Source organism: Streptomyces sp. NPDC088116, from assembly GCF_044741745.1.
Lineage (GTDB): Bacteria > Actinomycetota > Actinomycetes > Streptomycetales > Streptomycetaceae > Streptomyces.
Map to the genome: position 1 here is coordinate 365,556 of NZ_JBIUTF010000007.1, position 17,519 is coordinate 383,074.

Consider the following 17,519-nt stretch of genomic DNA (forward strand, 5'->3'; position numbering starts at 1 on the left):
TTGCTCCAGCATTCCAGGACCACCCTGCCCCTCGAAGGACAGCGATGCCCGCCAACACAGCCCCCCCTTCCGTCAAAAAGAAGGGGCGACGCGCCCGTCTGATCGTGATCGTCCTGGTGCTGGCGCTTGTCGCGGGTGTCGGGTACGGCGCGTACTGGGGCGTGAGTACGGTCCGTGCCTCCCTTCCCCAGACCACGGGGACGGTCAAGCTCGACGGCCTCTCGGGTTCCGTGGACGTCAGGCGCGACAGCTACGGCGTCCCGCAGATCTACGCGGACAGTGACCAGGACCTCTTCCGCGCCCAGGGATTCGTCCAGGCACAGGACCGCTTCTGGGAGATGGACGTCCGGCGTCATATGACCTCCGGCCGGCTCTCCGAGATGTTCGGTCCGAAGCAGGTGAAGACCGACACCTTCCTGCGCACCCTCGACTGGCACGGGGTGGCGCAGCGGGAGTACGACACCAAGCTTTCGGCGGAGACCAAGAAGAACCTCCAGTCGTACGCGGACGGTGTCAACGCCTATCTCAAGGGCCGCGGCGGCAAGGAGCTCTCGGTCGAGTACGCCGCGTTGAACCTCACCAACGACTACAAGCCCGCGAAGTGGACCCCCGTCGACTCGGTGGCCTGGCTCAAGGCGATGGCCTGGGACCTGCGCGGCAACATGAACGACGAGATCGACCGCTCGATGCTGTCCAGCCGGCTGAGCGAGAAGCAGATCGACGAGCTGTATCCGGCCTATCCGGCCGACCGGAACAAGCCCATCGTCAGCGAGGGCGGCATCGATCCGATCACCGGAAAGTACGACCCCGAGGCCGAGCCCAGCGCCGAGACGGGCAGCGGTACGGGAACCGGCACAGGCACAGGCACAGGCACGGGGCTGGGCACGGGCACCGGCACAGGCGCGGCGGGGACGGGTACCGGCACGGGTACGAGCACCGGCACGGGTACAGGCACCGGCACGGGCACAGGCACCGTCGTGAACAGCAGCGCGTCCGCCGCCACCGACGGTTTCAACTCGCAGATGGACGCCCTCTCCGGCACCCTCGACGAGATCCCCGCGCTCCTCGGCCCGAGCGGCAGCGGCATCGGCTCCAACTCCTGGGTCGTCTCCGGCCGGTACACGACCACCGACAAGCCCCTGCTCGCCAACGACCCGCACCTCGCGCCTCAGCTGCCTTCGCTCTGGTACCAGATGGGCCTGCACTGCCGGAGCGTTTCCGCGAGCTGTCAGTACGACGTCGCCGGGTACACATTCGCCGGCATGCCCGGAGTGATAATCGGCCATAACCAGAACGTCGCCTGGGGCTTCACCAACCTGGGCGCCGATGTGACCGACCTCTATCTGGAGAAGGTCGACGGCGACTCGTACCAGTACGGCGACGAGAAGAAGCCCTTCCGGACCCGCGAAGAGACGATCAAGGTCGCGGGCGGCGAGAGCCGGAAGATCACCGTCCGCTCCACCGACCACGGCCCGGTGGTCTCCGACCGCAACAGCGAGCTGGCGAAGGTCGGCGAGAAGGCCCCGGTCGGCGATGTCGCCCCCGACCGCGGCGACGGCTACGCGGTCTCGCTGCAGTGGACCGCGCTCCAGCCGGGCAAGTCCATGGACGCGGTCTTCGCGCTCGACAAGGCCAAGGACTTCGGCCAGTTCCGCAAGGCCGCCCAGGACTTCGAGGTCCCCTCGCAGAACCTCATCTACGCCGACACCAAGGGCAACATCGGCTACCAGGCACCGGGGAGGATCCCGGTCCGCTCCGACGGCTTCGACGGCAGGATGCCGGCCCCCGGCTGGGACCCGAAGTACCGGTGGAAGGGATACATCCCCTACGACGAGCTGCCGTACGAGTACAACCCGGAGCGCGGCTACATCGTCACCGCCAACCAGGCCGTCGTCGACTCCGAGAAGTACCCGTACCCGCTCACCGAGGACTGGGGATACGGCGCCCGCAGCCAGCGGATCAACGACCTGATCGAGTCGAAGATCAAGGACGGCGGGAAGATCTCGACCGAAGACATGCAGACCATGCAGATGGACAACAGCAGCGAGATCGCCAAGGTGCTGATGCCCTACCTGCTCAAGATCGATGTCTCGGACCCGTCCGTCCGCGAGGCGCAGAAGCTCCTCGAAGGATGGGACTACACCCAGGAGCCCGACTCCGCGGCGGCCGCCTACTTCAACGCGGTCTGGCGCAATGTCCTCAAGCTCGCCTTCGGCAACAAGCTTCCTAAGGAAGTGCGTGCCAAGGGCGACTGCATCAACGTCCGTCCCACCGAGGGCTCGGGGCCGGTGGACGATCTCGACCAGCTGGTACGGGAGTGCGGCCAGCGCGCCCCGGAGTCGGCCCAGCCGGACGGCGGGGACCGCTGGTACGAGGTGGTGCGCAACATCATCAAGGACGAGGGCAACGCCTGGTGGAGCACTCCCGCCAAGCGCAAGGACAAGGCCGCCGACACCCGTGACGAGTTGCTCGACCGCGCCATGAAGGACGCCCGCTGGGAGCTGACCGCCAAGCTCGGCAAGGACGTGTCCTCCTGGAGTTGGGGCCGGCTGCACCAGCTGACGCTGAAGAACCAGACCCTCGGGACCAGTGGCCCCGGCCTTCTCAAAGAGGTGCTCAACCGCGGACCCTGGAACGTCGGCGGCGGCGAGGCCGCGGTCAACGCGACGGGCTGGAACGCGGCGGGCGGTTACGAGGTCATCTGGGTCCCGTCCATGCGGATGGTGGTCAACGTCGGTGACTGGGACAAGTCCCAGTGGATCAACCTGACGGGCGCCTCGGGGCACGCCTACAGCGCGCACTACACCGATCAGACGGACAAGTGGGCCAAGGGCGAGCTGATCGACTGGCCGTACTCCGCCGACGCGGTGGAGCGCGGTACGGGCGACACACTGAAGCTGACGCCGTAGGCGGGGCGCGGACGTGCACGGCATAGGTCCCGGCCCCGGAAAGGCGTCAGCCCTCGTGCTGACGCCCTCCGGGGCCGTGCTGTCCGCTCCCGCGCCCTCAGACCCCGGGTGCCTCGGCACCGAAGCGCCTGACGCCCCCCGGCGTCACCACTGCCTGTACGGGGTGGTCGTGCGGCTCCTCCGGGACCCGCGCGACCACCTCGTTGTCGTACAGCAGCACGGCCAGCGCGGGCTCGGCGCCCGCCAGCGCCAGCCGGGCGAGGACCCGGTCGTACGAGCCGCCGCCCCGCCCCAGCCGCATCCCGCGGCCGTCCACCGCGAGTCCGGGCAGCAGCACGACGTCCGCCTCCAGGACGGCGTCCGGCCCCAGCCGCGTACCGTCCGGCTCCAGCAGCCCCCGCCCCGCGCGCACCAGATGCCCGGCGCCCGCGTACGCCGCCCAGTCGAGGTCGTCGTCCGCCATCAGTACCGGGAGCAGGACCCGTGCCCCCCGCGCGCGCAGGGTGTCGAGCAACGCGCGCGTGCCCGGCTCGCGGCCCACCGAGACATAGGCGGCGACGGTACGGGCACGAGCCAGTTCGGGCAGGTCCAGCGCCCGCCGCGCGAGCATCACCGCGGCCTCGTGCGCGTCTTCACCGGACAGCAGCTTTCTCGCCGCGAGGAGTTCACGTCGTACGGCGGCCTTACCGGACATGTCATCACTCACCAGGACACCGCAAACCTCTCGTAAGTATTTGTATGAGGCGAAAGTTAACCGAAGCATCATCTTCCGCCTATACGCACCGGATAGGCTCCCTCGCATGACGAACTCGCCCCCCAGGATCAGCAAGGCTGTCATCCCAGCCGCGGGCCTTGGCACCCGGTTCCTGCCCGCCACCAAGGCCACCCCGAAGGAAATGCTGCCGGTCGTCGACAAGCCCGCGATCCAGTACGTGGTCGAGGAAGCGGTCGCCGCCGGACTCTCCGACGTTCTCATGGTCACCGGCCGGAACAAGCGCCCTCTTGAAGACCATTTCGACCGGAACTACGAGCTGGAAGAGGCGCTCACCCGCAAGGGAGACACCAAGCGCCTCGCGAAGGTCCAGGAATCCAGCGACCTCGCCACCATGCACTACGTGCGCCAGGGCGACCCCAGGGGTCTCGGCCACGCCGTGCTGTGCGCCGCCCCGCACGTAGGCGACCAGCCCTTCGCCGTCCTGCTGGGCGACGACCTCATCGACCCGCGCGACCCCCTGCTGGCCCGCATGGTCGAGGTCCAGGAGCGCGAGGGCGGCAGCGTCATCGCGCTGATGGAGGTCGACCCGGCGCAGATCCATCTCTACGGCTGTGCCGCCGTGGAGCCCACCCGCGACGCCGACGTGGTCAAGGTGCACGACCTCGTCGAGAAGCCCGACCCCGCCGACGCCCCCAGCAGCTACGCGATCATCGGCCGCTACGTACTCGACCCCGCCGTCTTCGGGATACTGCGGCAGACCGCCCCCGGCCGCGGAGGTGAGATCCAGCTCACCGACGCCCTTCAGCAGCTGTCGGCGAACGAGGACGTCGGCGGACCGGTCCACGGCGTCGTCTTCAAGGGCCGCCGCTATGACACCGGCGACCGCGCCGACTTCCTGCGTGCCATTGTCAGACTCGCGTGCGAACGTGAGGACCTGGGCCCGGACTTCCGTGCCTGGCTGCGCAGTTACGTCAGCGAGGAGATGTAGCACTTGAGCGACACGGCGGCACCGGCACCGGCCCCCGGCCACCACACGCAACTCTGGTCGGTGGACGACCATCTCGCGGACATCCTCGCGGCCGTCCGTCCGCTCGACCCCATCGAGCTGCAACTGCCCGACGCCCAGGGCTGCGTCCTCGTGGAGGACGTCACGGTGCCGGTGGCGCTGCCGCCGTTCGACAACAGCTCCATGGACGGATACGCGGTCCGCACGGCCGATGTCTCGGGCGCCACCGAGGAGTTCCCGGCCGTGCTGACCGTCATCGGCGATGTGGCGGCGGGCAGCGGCTCGCTGCCCGAGGTCGGCCCCGGCCAGACCGCCCGGATCATGACCGGCGCCCCGCTGCCGCCCGGCGCCGAGGCCGTCGTCCCGGTGGAGTGGACCGACGGCGGCGCGGGCGGTGGCGCGGTCACCTCCATGCGCCCGGCGGCCGGCGGCGGTCCGGGCGGCGCGAGCGGTGAGGTGCGGGTGTACCGCTCGGCCCAGGCCCGCGCCCATGTCCGCTCCCGCGGCAGCGATGTACGGGCCGGTGACCTCGCCCTGGAGGCCGGTACGGTCCTCGGCCCGCCGCAGATCGGCCTGCTGGCCGCCATCGGCCGCGACCGCGTCCGGGTGCGCCCCCGCCCGCGCGTGGTCGTGCTGTCCACCGGCAGCGAGCTCGTCCAGCCCGGCGAGCAGCTGGGCGCGGGGCAGATCTACGACTCCAACAGCTTCGCGCTCACCGCCGCCGCCCGGGACGCGGGCGCCATCGCCTACCGGGTCGGAGCCGTCACCGACGACGCTCAGACGCTCCGCGCCACCATCGAGGACCAGCTGATCCGCGCCGACATGGTCGTCACCACGGGCGGCGTCAGCGTCGGCGCGTACGACGTCGTCAAGGAGGCGCTCTCCTCCGTCGGCGACGAGGACGAGGCGGGCAGCGGCATCGACTTCCGTACGCTCGCCATGCAGCCCGGCAAGCCGCAGGGCTTCGGCTCGATCGGCCGGGACCACACCCCCCTGCTCGCGCTCCCCGGCAACCCGGTGTCGTCGTACGTCTCCTTCGAACTGTTCGTCAGACCCGCGATCCGCGCTCTGATGGGCCTGAAGGACGTGCACCGCCCGATGGTCCGCGCCACGCTGGCCACTGACAAGCCGCTGTCCTCCCCGTCGGGACGCCGCCAGTACCTGCGCGCCACGTACGACGCCGAGGCGGCCACGATCACCCCGGTCGGCGGCGCCGGCTCCCATCTCGTCGCCGCTCTCGCCCACGCCGACGCGCTGATCGTCGTTCCCGAGGACTCCGTATCGGTCCAGCCCGGCACGGAGGTCGACGTGGTCCTGATCGGCTGATCACCGCCCGGTGGCGGTACCGTGTCTGCCCACACAGGCCCTGTCGGGCCCGGACCGGGAGCGCCGCAGCAATGACCGTGTTTTCCCGGGGGGAGACCCCCGGAACCCCTCAACAGGGCAGCCTGACGCATATCGACGAGTCGGGTGCGGCCCGCATGGTCGACGTCTCGGCGAAGGAGGTCACGGCGCGCGTCGCACGCGCCAGTGGCCGGGTGCTGGTCTCGCCGCGTGTCGTCGAGTTGCTCCGGGGCGGGGGAGTGCCCAAGGGAGACGCCCTCGCCACCGCCCGTATCGCGGGCATCATGGGCGCCAAGCGGACGCCCGAGCTGATTCCGCTCTGTCATCCGCTCGCCGTCTCGGGCGTCACCCTCGACCTCTCGGTCGCGGACGACGCCGTGGAGATCCTCGCGACGGTGAAGACCACGGACCGTACGGGTGTCGAGATGGAGGCCCTGACCGCCGTCTCGGTGGCCGCACTGACTGTCGTGGACATGGTGAAGGCGGTCGACAAGGGCGCCGTGATCACGGACGTACGGGTCGAGGAGAAGACGGGCGGGAAGTCGGGCGACTGGACTCGCTCCGGGGCCGCTCCCGCAGCAGCTTCCGCAGAGGCGGACGGGGGCGTGGCATGACCCCGTCCGCGAGAGGCGGCCCCGGCGCCGACGACTCCGGGAGCAACGGAGCCGGGCTCGGCAACGGCGCCCCGGGGAGCGGCGGTACCGGTCCCGCCGACGGCGATCCTGTCGCCGGAGGCCCCGTCACGAACGGTTCCGGGGACGGCGGTTCCATGGACGGCGAGTCGGGGCCGTACCCGTACCGCGCCCTGGTGATCACCGCGTCCAACCGCGCCGCCGCCGGTGTCTACGCCGACCGGGGCGGCCCGCTCCTCGCGGGGGGCCTGACCGCGCTCGGCTTCCTGGTCGACGGACCGCGGGTCGTCCCCGACGGCGATCCGGTCGAACAGGCCCTGCGCGAGGGTGTCGCCGCCGCGTACGACGTCATCCTGACCACCGGCGGCACCGGCATCTCGCCCACGGACCGCACCCCGGAGGCCACCCGGCGCCTTCTCGACCGCGAGATCCCGGGTATCCCGGAGGCGATCCGTGCCGAGAGCGCCGGGAAGGTGCCCACCGCCGCGCTCTCCCGGGGCCTGGCGGGGGTGGCCGGGCGGACCCTGATCGTGAACCTGCCGGGCTCGACCGGCGGTGTACGCGACGGTCTCGCCGTGCTCGACCGGCTGCTCGTCCACGCGGTGGACCAGATCCACGGCGGGGATCATGCCCGCACGTCCCCCCGTACCCACGGATGAACCCGGCCTGGCCGGCGATGCTGGTGGACGGCGATGTCGTCCTGCGCCCCATAAGACTGCGCGATCAGCGGGCCTGGCGTGAGGTGAACCGGCGCAACCGTGACTGGCTGCGTCCGTGGGAGGCGACGATCCCGCCGCCGCCCCCGGGCGGCCCGGGGGCCCAGCGCCCCACGTACCGCCAGATGGTCCGCCATCTGCGCACCGAGGCCAACGCCGGCCGGATGCTTCCCTTCGTCATCGAGTACCAGGGGCAGCTCGTGGGCCAGTTGACGGTCGCCGGGATCACCTGGGGCTCGATGTGCTCGGGACATGTCGGCTACTGGGTGGACCGCGCGGTCGCGGGCCGCGGTGTCATGCCGACCGCGGTCGCCCTCGCCGTCGACCACTGCTTCCGGATGGTCGGACTGCACCGCGTCGAGATCTGTATCCGCCCGGAGAACGGGCCCAGCCGCCGGGTCGTCGAGAAACTCGGATTCCGTGAGGAGGGGCTGCGTCCGCGCTATCTCCACATCGACGGAGCCTGGCGGGACCATCTCGTCTTCGTGCTCACGGCGGAGGAGGTGCCGGAGGGACTGCTCAACCGCTGGCGCCGGGCGCGACCCGGAACGACCAAAAAATAAAATAAGTGTTCGATATTGATCGCGGTATGAGCATCACCTGATCTGAACAATCACAAAAAAAGTCCGTGATATCAGCCAGATCGTGCGACACACCGGCTCAATTGGCGGATGCCCCCGTGCGAACCCCTCTACGGTGTGAACCGTGAGCAGCAGCGGCCTCATCTACGCAGTCATCGTCGGGGCCTGGGCCGCCTACTTGGTGCCGATGTGGCTCCGCAGGCAGGACGAGCTCAATGAGGCACGTCCGACGGAACGCTTCAGCACCGCCATCCGGCTGCTGTCCGGAAGGGCGGCCATGGAGCGTCGTTACGCCAAGGAGCTTCAGGAACGCGCCGCGGAGGAGGCGGGGCCCGACGTGGAACCGGACAGCCGCACGGAGTCGATGAGCTCCGTCGACGTCCGGGCCTTCGCCGCGCCTCCGGCCCTTACCGAAGCCCGGATGGACATCCGGGTCGACGTGCCGGCACCGGCCAGACCCATGTCGTCCCGTTCCGCGCCCCGTCCAGCCCCCGCACGCCCCGAGCCCGAACCTCCCGCGCCCGAACGCGCCGCGCAGCCCCCGGGCGCCGCGGCCGAACGCGCCCGGCGCGCACAGCGCAACCAGGTCCTCGCGCGCCGACGGCGCACCACCGTGATCCTCTTCCTGGCCTTCACGCTCGGTGCGGTCGTCGCGGCGGTCGGCGGCCTCGGCTTCCTCTGGGCCCCGGCCGTCCCGGCCGTCCTCCTCAGCACGTACATCGTGCACCTGCGCGGCCAGGAGCGACGGCGCTTCGCCTTCACCATGGACCGGCGCAGGGCGGAGGCGGCGGCACAGCGACTCCGCGAGAACCGCTCCCGCCGCCACCAGCCCTCGGCGGCCCCGGTCGGCGAGGGCGACGAGGAGCCCGAACCCTGCCCCGAACCGGAGCCGGCCGCCACCGTCTCTCCCCAGGAGGCGGGCCGTCGCGCCCTGGTCGAGCAGACCGACCACGCGGAGTGGGTGGACCAGCAGCGGGAACGCGGCCCGGCCCAGGGCGACAGCTGGGAACCGGTCCCGGTCCCGCTGCCGACCTACGTCACCGCCCCGGTCGCCCCCCGCGCGCCCAGCGGCGTCGAGGTCGCGGACCCGGAGACCTGGAGCGCGGCCCGCTCCTCCACCGCCGAGCCGGCCACCGACACCGCACCACCCCCGCGCACCCCGGCCCCGCGCCGGAGCCGCGACCATGGCCGGACCCCGCTCTTCGACCAGTACGACGAAGACGACGACCGCCCCCGCGCGGCCAACGAGTGACCCACACCCGCCGCCGGCCCCGCCCGCCCGTGACCAGCCGCTGACGGATTTCCGAGCACGGCCGGGGGAGTGCTAAAGTTTCACTCGTTGCAAGGGCCTGTGGCGCAGACTGGTAGCGCACCTCGTTCGCATCGAGGGGGTCAGGGGTTCAAATCCCCTCAGGTCCACAACGCAGCAAGACTCTCGGCGAGTTGACTCGCAGAGGGTTCACGAAATCCCGTCCGATCATTCCGATCGGACGGGATTTCGTCGTTTCCGGACCGGCCGGGGCCGGGTGACGGCGCGGGGGAGAGTGTTGCGGGTCCGGTGCTGGAACGCGGCGAGGCTCACGAGGGCGGCGGACAGGAACCAGAGCATCTGGATGCCGAGGTGGCCGGGCAGGGCAGTGGTGGAGAATCCCGCGGCGCTGCTGGCCTGCATGGCGCCGTAGGACGGCAGAAGGCGTACGACGGGGCTGTCGGAGCCGGAGCTGGCGATGGGGTTCTGGAGGGCGAGGTCGACCACGGAGATCATGACGATGGTGAACATGCCCTCGACCTCTTTGCGCAGCAGCGAGCCGAGAGCGACGCCGAGGGCGCCGTAGGTCATCGCGGCGCAGAAGAGAGCCGCGGCGAGGAGGAACGGCTGGCGGGGCGTCCACAGGAGACGGCTGACGGCAGTGGCGTAGGCGGCGACGGCACCCGAGGCGAGGGTGAGCGCGGTGATCTTGGCGAGGAGCAGGTGGGTACGGGGGTAGCCGGCCAGCGCCAGACGACGGTCGAACGTACCGCCGGAGAAGGCGGAGGCGAACATCATGAAGCCGATGATGAGCGTGACGGCGTTGAGGGCGCCGGTGATCTCGGTCAGCTCGTTGCCGTGCGGGTTCAGGATGTCCCCGGTGGCCCGCAGCTCGAACCGGATCCTCTGGTCGGGTATCGCCGCGTAGGCCAGTGCGGTCCACAGCGGGATGAAGCCGACGACGAGGGCCATCGCGAACCGGTTGCGCAGGTGCTCGGTCAGCGCGTACCGCGTGGCCGTGACGAAGAGCCGCGCATGGCGGTGACCCGTCATGCGGCCGATACCTCCTGTGCGGGGTGGAGCAGGCCGCCTTCCAGGCGCCACAGTTCGTCCAGCCGCTCGGTGTCGTACGCGAGGTGGGAGACGACCAGGACGGAGCGGCCTTGCCGGCGCAGCAGTGCGGCCAGGTCCCAAAAGCGCTGGTAGGTCTCCCAGTCGAAGCCCTGGTAGGGCTCGTCCAGCAGCAGCACCTGCGGGTCGTGCATCAGGGCCAGGGTGAGGTTGAGTTTCTGGCGGGTGCCGCCGCTGAGTGTTCCGGCGCGCTGCTGGTCGTACTCACGGAAGTGCAACTGGTCCATGGCCTCCTCGGCGCGGTGCAGATCCGGGAGGTCGTACGCGGTTTGGAAGAACTCCAGGTGCTGGCGGACGGTGAGGGCGTCGTTGAGGACGGCGGCCTGCGGGCAGTAGCCGAACCTGCCGCCGTGGCGGACGCTGCCGCGGTCCGCCCGCAGCTCACCGGAGAGAATCTTCAGCAGGGTGGTCTTGCCCGCCCCGTTCTCCCCGACGACCCCGGCCAGTACCCCCTCGCGCAGCCGCAGGTCCACCCCGCGCAGGACCGGACGTTGACGACGGTAGGCGTGATGCACGCCGTTGACTTCCACCCGTGTCCCCCCTTTCGAAACGATGTCATTACTTACGGACTGGATGCTCAACAGTCCATCGTGCTGCGAGGACACGGTTTCGGCAGGAGCCCGCGCGGCAAAACACCCGATGCGGTGAGACCCGGGGCATGAGGGAGGAGCCGGCCCGCGGGCCGCCCTAGGTTGCAGCGGTGACCCATGAGACCCCCTCAGCGACAGCGCCGTCGCCACAACTGCCCACGCCCCGCAGCGAGTCGGCCGCGGAGCACTGCGGCACCCCTCACCCCCAGGCAGGTTCGGAGGCCTGGTGCCTCAACGGCCGCCTGCGCGCCGAGAACGGGACGGAGCACGTCTGGGTGCTGTGCGTCTTCCGGCACGAGAACCCGCACGACCCGGACACGCCCGGCTACGGGCTGCTGTTCACCCACACCGGTCCGGAAGGGGCGTCCCACGGAAGCTGGATCACTCCCGCTCTGCTGCGGGCGCTGCGCACCTCCTTCTGCGGGGACGAGGCCATGGACCCCAGGGTCCGCACCGCTCTCGGGGATGTCCTCGCCGAAGGTGTGCCCCTGCCGGACCGGCCGCTGGAGGGCGAGGTGACCGCGGGCACGGAATCGCTGGACCTCGTCCTGGGTGACCGGGCCGTACTGCGCCGGGAGAACGACGGCAGCTTCACACTGACCGTCCGCAACGAGGTGGAGCTGGAGCTGCGCCTGATCCCGGAGAGGCCGACGGTGCCGCAGTACGACGCCCGCGGCCACTTCCCGGGGCGGCTGCCCGACGGCAGCGACGCGTTCACCTCGGTCTTCATCCCCCGGCTGCACGCCCAGGGCCGGCTCCGCCTGCGGGACGGCACCCACCAGCGGGTGGAAGGCACCTCCTGGTTCGAGCACGACTGGGGCGGGCACCTGTACTTCACCAACCGGGCGCGGGGCACCACCGACCACACCTGGCAGTGGACGGGTATGCGACTCGACAACGGGTGGGACATCACCGCCATCCGGGCCGAGCACACCGACCCGGTCACCGAGGAACGCCTCCCCGTCCTCACCCGGGCGACCGCCGTCCGCCCGGACGGCACCGTCAGCTACCACGACGACCTCACATGGCAGGTCACCCGCGACTGGACCTCCCTCGCCACCCTGGAGACCTACCCCACCACGGTGAGGGTGAGCGTCCCGAGCCTCGGCCTGGACGTCGACGTCACCGGGCGCATCGCCGGCTCCGAGAACCGCACCATCATGGCGGGCCGCTCCCTCTGGGAAGCCGATTCCTCCGTGTACGGCACGATGACCGGCACACCGGTGCCGACCGGGACGCCGGTGCCGACCGCGACCGGGGTGCCGACGGACACACCGGTGCCGACGGGGACACCGGTTCCTACCGGCACGCCGGTGTCCGGAACCGCCTTCCTGGAGACCGTGCCGAGCTCCACGGTCGGCGACGTGGAACGCTACATGCGCCGCATCTCCCGGATCTCGCTCACCGAGGCCACCGCGGTCTACCCCGCAGGAGCGGAGACGGACGCCACCGCCCTCCATCTGCTCACCGGCGCCGACAGCAGTCCCGCCTTCGACGGTGACACCCTCGACCGCCTCCACCAGTCCCTCATCGCCCCGCTGCGCCACATCCTGGACAATCCCGGCCGCTCCTGGCGCCCCTACATCAGCGCCTCCGTCTTCTGCCTTCTCGGCGTCGACCCCGAGCCCTACCGGCCACTGACCGCCATCTCCGAACTCCTGCACACGGCCTCCGTCGTCATCGACGACATCGAGGACGCCTCCCTGCTGCGCCGTGGACGCCCCGCCGTCCACGCCCTCTTCGGCACCCCGACCACCATCAACGCCGGCACCCTCACCTACCTCACCTTCGATCCGCTCCTGGACCGCATCCCGCAGCACGACGCCGCCACCATGCTGCGTGTACACCGCCTGTGCTTACGTGCCCTGCGCACCGGGCACGCGGGGCAGGCCCTCGACCTGACCGGCCCCCGTACGGCCTTCGAACGCGCGGTGGCCACCGGCGACCACCACGATCTCCTCGATCAGGTCCGCACGGCTCTTCGGCTGAAGACGGGCGTTCCCGTCCGGTGCATGGCCGAAGCCGCCGCGGTGCTGGCCGGCGCGACGGAGGAACAGATCGGTGCTGTGGGCCGGTACTTCGAAGCCGTCGGCACCAGCTACCAGATCAGTGACGACGTCGCCAATCTGGACGGCGTCACCAGCGCCGCGGACCGTGCTCAGGGCCGTACCTCCAAGACGCCCGCCGAAGACCTCATCAACAGCCGCATCACCTACCCCGTCGCCCACGCCACCGGCCTCCTCGATCCGGCCGACCGCCACCGCCTGCGCGACAGCCTCTACCAGGGCACCCCCGAAGCCGCGGCACACGCCGCCGACCTCCTCACCCGCAGCGGCGCCCTGCACGCATCGCTGCACGACAGCCGGACACTGGTCGACCAGGCATGGCAACCCCTCCAGGAACTCCTCCCGCCCAGCCAGCACAAAGCCACCATCCGAGCCTTGGGCTGGTACGCGGCCCAGCGGCAGAGCGACCCCGCCACCGCCCCGACCCCGCCACGGAACCAGCACCGGTGACCCGCTGGTAGCACCCCGGCCGGGAGTGGTCAGGCGAGCGCGGCAATCACTCCGACACGCCCTGGCACTCACCGGGTTCGACGGTGACCTCGCGACCGTACTCCGGCAGGACGGTACTCGAACCGTCCGCTCCCGGCACCGCGAAGCCGCCGGATCGCGACGACGTCACGACGAGGCAGAACGGGTACTCGCCCTGGACAGTGGCCAGTTGAAAGCTGTCCTCGCCGGAGGGCGTCACCTCGATTTCCCAGAAGGGGCCGATCCCTTCGGCCGCATCGTGCACCTCCTCCTCGATGGCGAACCGCGTCAACTCGCGGTCTGCGGACGACCCCTCTCCCAGGGCGGATGCCGTCGCCACCGCGACCGATCGCACCTCGCCGAGATCCCAGGAGGATTCGTCCGCGAAGTCCATGGCCCGGCACCCCGAGAAAGCGAGGAATCCGGCAAAGACGAACGTCATGACACGACTGACCCCGAGAACCGTGTCCGAGGGCTCGTTGGCCGCCGAGCCCTCGTGGCGCCAGGACGTGACCCGCCGGTGGAGGCGGCGCTGATCGGCAAGGCCGAAGGCGGTCATGAGAGCCGCGCAGACGAAGAGGGTGACGATGACACCGGTCATGTCAGGGCCGCCCGACTCACGTCACACACTGGGGATACCTCCGGCGTCGGGGCAGCCCATCGCGAGGGCGTGCCGCCGAGAGAGGTCCTGGAGGACCCTGATGTTCGCTTCCTTGGCGCTTCCCTCTCGCGGTCGCGGTCCGTAGAGCAGCCTCGCGTGGACGATCGGCTTTCCGACACCCGGCACCTCACAGGCGAACCACAGGTCGGCAGTCGCGTCTCCGCCCTCCGCCCGCAGGCCCACTGGCAGGTTCAGCAGGGCGACCCCCGGCGGCTGCGGCGCCGGGAGCGTTTCGATCTCCTCGTACAGCACGGTTATCTTCGACGGGCTCTCATCGGGGTCAGCCACGTCCGGCAAGATCACGCAGTCCGTCTGTTCCCCACCGCCGTCGAGGTCGGGGTCGTGCAGGAGCCTCTTCAGTCTGTCTGCCGTCTCGTACCAGCGGTCCTCGAACTGCTTCGTCTCCGAGATCCGCTCCAGCGCCTGCCCCGCCTTCGGTGACAGCCCCCCGCACACCTCCGTCGCCGGCACCGTCTTCTTCGGCGCCGACTCCTGCTCCTCGCCGCCGCCCCCACACGCCACGAGCGTCAACACCAGCGCCAGACCACTCTGGACCTGCCACACCCTCCGCTTCATCCTCATCCCCTCGGATCCGGGGTGATCCCGGTGACCGCATCGGCGCCATCGTTGTACTTGCCCTCTAGGCCACTGTGAGTCTTCAGAGCCCACTCCGTGCCGTTGAGGCCGTTGACCTTGATGTACGCGTCCATCGGAGTCACCGCCCGGGCCTCGCCCATCCCTCTGTAGGCACCCAATGTCATGTGCTCCTTCTGCGAGAAGTCCGGGCCGTTCTTCTCCAACTCGCGATTGAGCTCGATGCCGAACTGCGTCATACCGGCGCCCGCGACCGCTCCCGCCACCTGGGGCACCGCGAACGCGGCCACGGCGGCGCCGCCGGCGGCGGCGGGGGCCGCGAACGGAAGTGCTACCGCACCAACTCCCACAGCCACGCCGGTCGCGACGCCGAACTTCTTCCACTCGGAGGCCTCGGCGAGCTTCCGCTCCGCCGCCTTGGTTTCCTCTCCGTACTGCGCGTGGATATCGTTGGCTCGCGCTTGGTCGAACATGCCCTGCATCTTCGCGCCCGTCTGGATGATCTGAGTGACCTCCCCATTCGGCTCGGGGTGTGCCCTCAGGGCGCTGGCGGCGTACTCCTGCTGAGCAATCGACAGAATCTTGTGGCCGTTCTCGTCGCCGCCCACCACGGCGAGGAACGACGCCGCCGTCGTGTCCAGCATTTCGATGCGTCCGGGCCCTTTGTGGTCAAAGGCGGCATCTCGCAGGTCCTGACCCGTGTAGGCGTTGCCGAAGTTCGACGAGGCCCAGTTGAGGTCGTCGATGTAGCCCGCGCCCATCTTGGCCAGGCTGTCTCCCATGCCCTTGTGGTCGTCCAGATACTTGGGCTCGCTTCCCACGTACTTCATGACCTGCTCGGTGACGTTCGCCGTCGTGTCGTCGCGACGCAACCCCAGTTCCGGCTGGTCGTACGGGACACCCAACGTGGCCGCCTCGATGGCGTGTCCGAGCTCGTCGAAGTCCTCGCTGTCCTTCGTGTTGTTGGGCATGTCGGGCCACTCGCGGTCCTTGAGCAGGTACTTGAGCTCCGGATCCATCGCCTCGAGCTGCTTGCCCGAGGAATCCCAGTCCTTGGAACTGAAAAGCTCCTTCGCCGCATCCGGGTTGTGGCCCAGAGCCTCCATGTACCCCGCCATGGGATCCAGCCCGTGGTCCGTCCCCGCCCCGAAGTTCAGATACGTCTCGTAGCCGTCCGGCTGCCAGAGTTCCTTCGGGTCCGTCCCCTTGTGGGACTTCTCGAAGTCGATCAAACTCTTGCCGTAGCCGCCGAGGAAGTCCTTCTCGTACTCACCGTTCCGTATGAGGCTGCTCATGACCTGGTAGCCGTACGGCCCCTTGGTCACGGTCCCCATGTTCATGTCGACCATCTCGACCCGCTTGCCGCCGAGCTCGATCATCTCCTTCTTCCAGCTCTCCATCGCGGGGCTGGTCGAGTGCGAGGCGGTGGCAAGAGTGAAGCCGAGGCTCTTCTGGATCTTCGCCGATTCCTTCGTCAATTCCTGGCCGTCCTGCCTACGGTCGGCGATCCTGGTCCAGAACTCCAGTGTCTTCTTCGGCCCGAGACCGGTGGCGAACCGCTCGGCGAAGTACGGATCGCCCTCGTGCTTCGAGAGGAAGCCGTTGATCTGCTTGACCTCGTCCAGGGTGTACGGACGCTTGAGCCCGGCCAGTTCGATGAGGGCGTCACGGTCCTTGTCGGCCCGCTCCTTGCCTGCCTTCGCGCCCTTGAGGCTGTCGTACGTGTTCGAGTCGAAGCCCTTGCCGTGCCCGTTGTAGTCCTGGCTCAGCGCCCAGTACAGGATGTCGTCGGCCTCCTCGGCCGCCGTGACCTGGTTGCGGATGCTGGTCCGGTACGACTGGATCGACTCCTGGTAGCCCTTGTTCAGGGATGCCAGGTGCTCGGTCGGCGTGTCCTCCGGCGGGTCGAACCAGACCTCGCCGTCCGGTTTGATCGAGAGATACTTGTCCTTCTCGATGTCGCTCTTGATCGTCTTCAGCTTCGACTGCGCCTGGGAGAAGACGTCGTACGCGTCGCTCAGCAGGCGGTGCACATCCGCGGCCTCGTCCTTGGCTGTGCGGATCTGTTTGCCGACCAGCGAGACGTTGTCCATCGCCGCCTCTGCCGCCTCGCCCTTCCAGTCGGACTCGGCAAGGCCCTTCTCGACCGTGTTGTCGTAGAGCTTGGAGACCTTGCCGAACTCCTCGGGGAGCTTCGCCCACTTCGCGACCGCCTCGGAGAGCGGTGCGACGTCGGCGGCGATGAGGGTCTTGTAGTCAAGCATGGATGCTGGTTCCCCTCGATCGCTCAGGCGAGATTACGGTCGGAGTTGTTGCCGGCCTTGCCGTCGTCCTTGCTGTGCCGGGCCTTCTCGGTCCGCTCGCGGGCGTCGAACTCGGCGGCGGATTCCCGGAGTCCTCCTGCCACGGCGTTCTGCAACAGCCCTTCCACGTACTTCATCTGCTTGTCCCAGCGGGTGGAGAAGGTCTTGAACGCGGGCGCCGAGCGGAAGCCCTTCAGCCCGGCCCCGACCTCTCCGGTCTCCTTGCGCGCGGCGTTGTCGGTCTTGACGAAGTCCGTGCGGACGGTGTCTGCCTTGCCGGCCCGTCCCCGCAGCTCGGCCGAGTCCACATGGAGGCGCTTCCCCGATCCACCCCCGCCGTTGGCCGGAGCCTGGTTGAGCCGCATACGCGTCTCCTGCTGCTCCACCGCGGCGGACCGCGCGGCGGCCCACTCCTCGTCGAACGTCACGCATACCCCCATATGGACGAACTTCACGCATTTGCCCCAGCAACTGGTCTCATTTGAGGGGTCGTTGTGATCGTAGCCGCGGGAGCCGTGATTCGCCCGGCCAGGGTCCGTCCCGGAGAATGGGGC

Annotated in this window: 15 protein-coding genes and 1 tRNA gene; 9 read left to right on the top strand and 7 right to left on the bottom strand. The window is 69.5% G+C overall.

Annotation, left to right across the window (positions count from 1 at the left end):
* The first annotated feature begins 44 nt into the window (after positions 1 to 44).
* Positions 45 to 2,909 carry a penicillin acylase family protein gene (locus ACIOJD_RS27805; protein ID WP_401918497.1) on the top strand — a complete coding sequence of 955 codons (2,865 nt, stop codon included), beginning with the start codon at positions 45 to 47 and terminating at the stop codon, positions 2,907 to 2,909.
* A 97-nt stretch (positions 2,910 to 3,006) separates the two neighbouring features.
* Here ACIOJD_RS27805 and ACIOJD_RS27810 read toward each other — a convergent pair whose 3' ends face one another.
* On the bottom strand, positions 3,007 to 3,615 hold the full coding sequence (locus ACIOJD_RS27810) for a 5-formyltetrahydrofolate cyclo-ligase (RefSeq protein WP_401918498.1): 609 nt from the start codon (positions 3,613 to 3,615) through the stop codon (positions 3,007 to 3,009).
* Positions 3,616 to 3,709: 94 nt separating this feature from the next.
* Between ACIOJD_RS27810 and galU the strand changes: the two genes are divergently transcribed.
* From galU to ACIOJD_RS27845, 7 genes are all read left to right on the top strand, one after another.
* The gene (gene galU / locus ACIOJD_RS27815) at positions 3,710 to 4,612 is read left to right on the top strand and encodes a UTP--glucose-1-phosphate uridylyltransferase GalU (protein WP_401918500.1); all 903 of its coding nucleotides are present in this window, start codon (positions 3,710 to 3,712) and stop codon (positions 4,610 to 4,612) included.
* Between the two features lie 3 nt (positions 4,613 to 4,615).
* Entirely contained in the window at positions 4,616 to 5,956 is a 1,341-nt protein-coding gene (gene glp, locus ACIOJD_RS27820; protein ID WP_401918502.1) for a gephyrin-like molybdotransferase Glp, read from the top strand.
* 71 nt (positions 5,957 to 6,027) lie between these two features.
* Entirely contained in the window at positions 6,028 to 6,588 is a 561-nt protein-coding gene (moaC, locus tag ACIOJD_RS27825; RefSeq protein WP_401918504.1) for a cyclic pyranopterin monophosphate synthase MoaC, read from the top strand.
* Between the two features lie 155 nt (positions 6,589 to 6,743).
* Complete coding sequence (locus ACIOJD_RS27830; RefSeq protein ID WP_401918862.1) at positions 6,744 to 7,265, top strand: molybdenum cofactor biosynthesis protein B; 522 nt, start codon at positions 6,744 to 6,746, stop codon at positions 7,263 to 7,265.
* Positions 7,262 to 7,885 (top strand): GNAT family N-acetyltransferase, encoded by a 624-nt coding sequence (locus ACIOJD_RS27835; RefSeq protein ID WP_401918506.1) that lies wholly within the window; start codon positions 7,262 to 7,264, stop codon positions 7,883 to 7,885. The genes ACIOJD_RS27830 and ACIOJD_RS27835 overlap by 4 nt, the downstream gene beginning before the upstream one ends.
* 142 nt (positions 7,886 to 8,027) lie before the next feature.
* Positions 8,028 to 9,155, top strand: coding sequence for a gephyrin-like molybdotransferase receptor GlpR (glpR, locus tag ACIOJD_RS27840; protein ID WP_401918508.1), 1,128 nt, complete (start codon positions 8,028 to 8,030; stop codon positions 9,153 to 9,155).
* A 93-nt stretch (positions 9,156 to 9,248) separates the two neighbouring features.
* Positions 9,249 to 9,322: transfer RNA gene (locus ACIOJD_RS27845), tRNA-Ala, on the top strand.
* Between the two features lie 58 nt (positions 9,323 to 9,380).
* On the opposite strand, the gene ACIOJD_RS27850 is transcribed toward ACIOJD_RS27845, so the two are convergent.
* Entirely contained in the window at positions 9,381 to 10,205 is an 825-nt protein-coding gene (locus ACIOJD_RS27850; protein WP_401918509.1) for an ABC transporter permease, read from the bottom strand.
* Positions 10,202 to 10,813, bottom strand: coding sequence for an ATP-binding cassette domain-containing protein (locus tag ACIOJD_RS27855; protein ID WP_401918511.1), 612 nt, complete (start codon positions 10,811 to 10,813; stop codon positions 10,202 to 10,204). Before ACIOJD_RS27855 ends, ACIOJD_RS27850 begins: the two co-directional genes overlap by 4 nt.
* A 170-nt stretch (positions 10,814 to 10,983) precedes the next feature.
* Here ACIOJD_RS27855 and ACIOJD_RS27860 point away from each other — a divergent pair, with 170 nt between their 5' ends.
* Positions 10,984 to 13,389 carry a polyprenyl synthetase family protein gene (locus ACIOJD_RS27860; RefSeq protein WP_401918513.1) on the top strand — a complete coding sequence of 802 codons (2,406 nt, stop codon included), beginning with the start codon at positions 10,984 to 10,986 and terminating at the stop codon, positions 13,387 to 13,389.
* Positions 13,390 to 13,435: 46 nt separating this feature from the next.
* Here ACIOJD_RS27860 and ACIOJD_RS27865 read toward each other — a convergent pair whose 3' ends face one another.
* From ACIOJD_RS27865 to ACIOJD_RS27880, 4 genes are read right to left on the bottom strand one after another with little or no spacing between them, the layout of a single operon-like run.
* The gene (locus tag ACIOJD_RS27865) at positions 13,436 to 14,008 is read right to left on the bottom strand and encodes a hypothetical protein (RefSeq protein WP_401918515.1); all 573 of its coding nucleotides are present in this window, start codon (positions 14,006 to 14,008) and stop codon (positions 13,436 to 13,438) included.
* A gap of 21 nt (positions 14,009 to 14,029) precedes the next feature.
* Entirely contained in the window at positions 14,030 to 14,644 is a 615-nt protein-coding gene (locus ACIOJD_RS27870; protein WP_401918516.1) for a hypothetical protein, read from the bottom strand.
* Positions 14,645 to 14,646: 2 nt separating this feature from the next.
* Positions 14,647 to 16,926, bottom strand: coding sequence for a DUF6571 family protein (locus ACIOJD_RS27875; protein WP_401918518.1), 2,280 nt, complete (start codon positions 16,924 to 16,926; stop codon positions 14,647 to 14,649).
* Between the two features lie 23 nt (positions 16,927 to 16,949).
* Complete coding sequence (locus ACIOJD_RS27880; protein ID WP_401918520.1) at positions 16,950 to 17,393, bottom strand: hypothetical protein; 444 nt, start codon at positions 17,391 to 17,393, stop codon at positions 16,950 to 16,952.
* Positions 17,394 to 17,519: the final 126 nt, after the last annotated feature.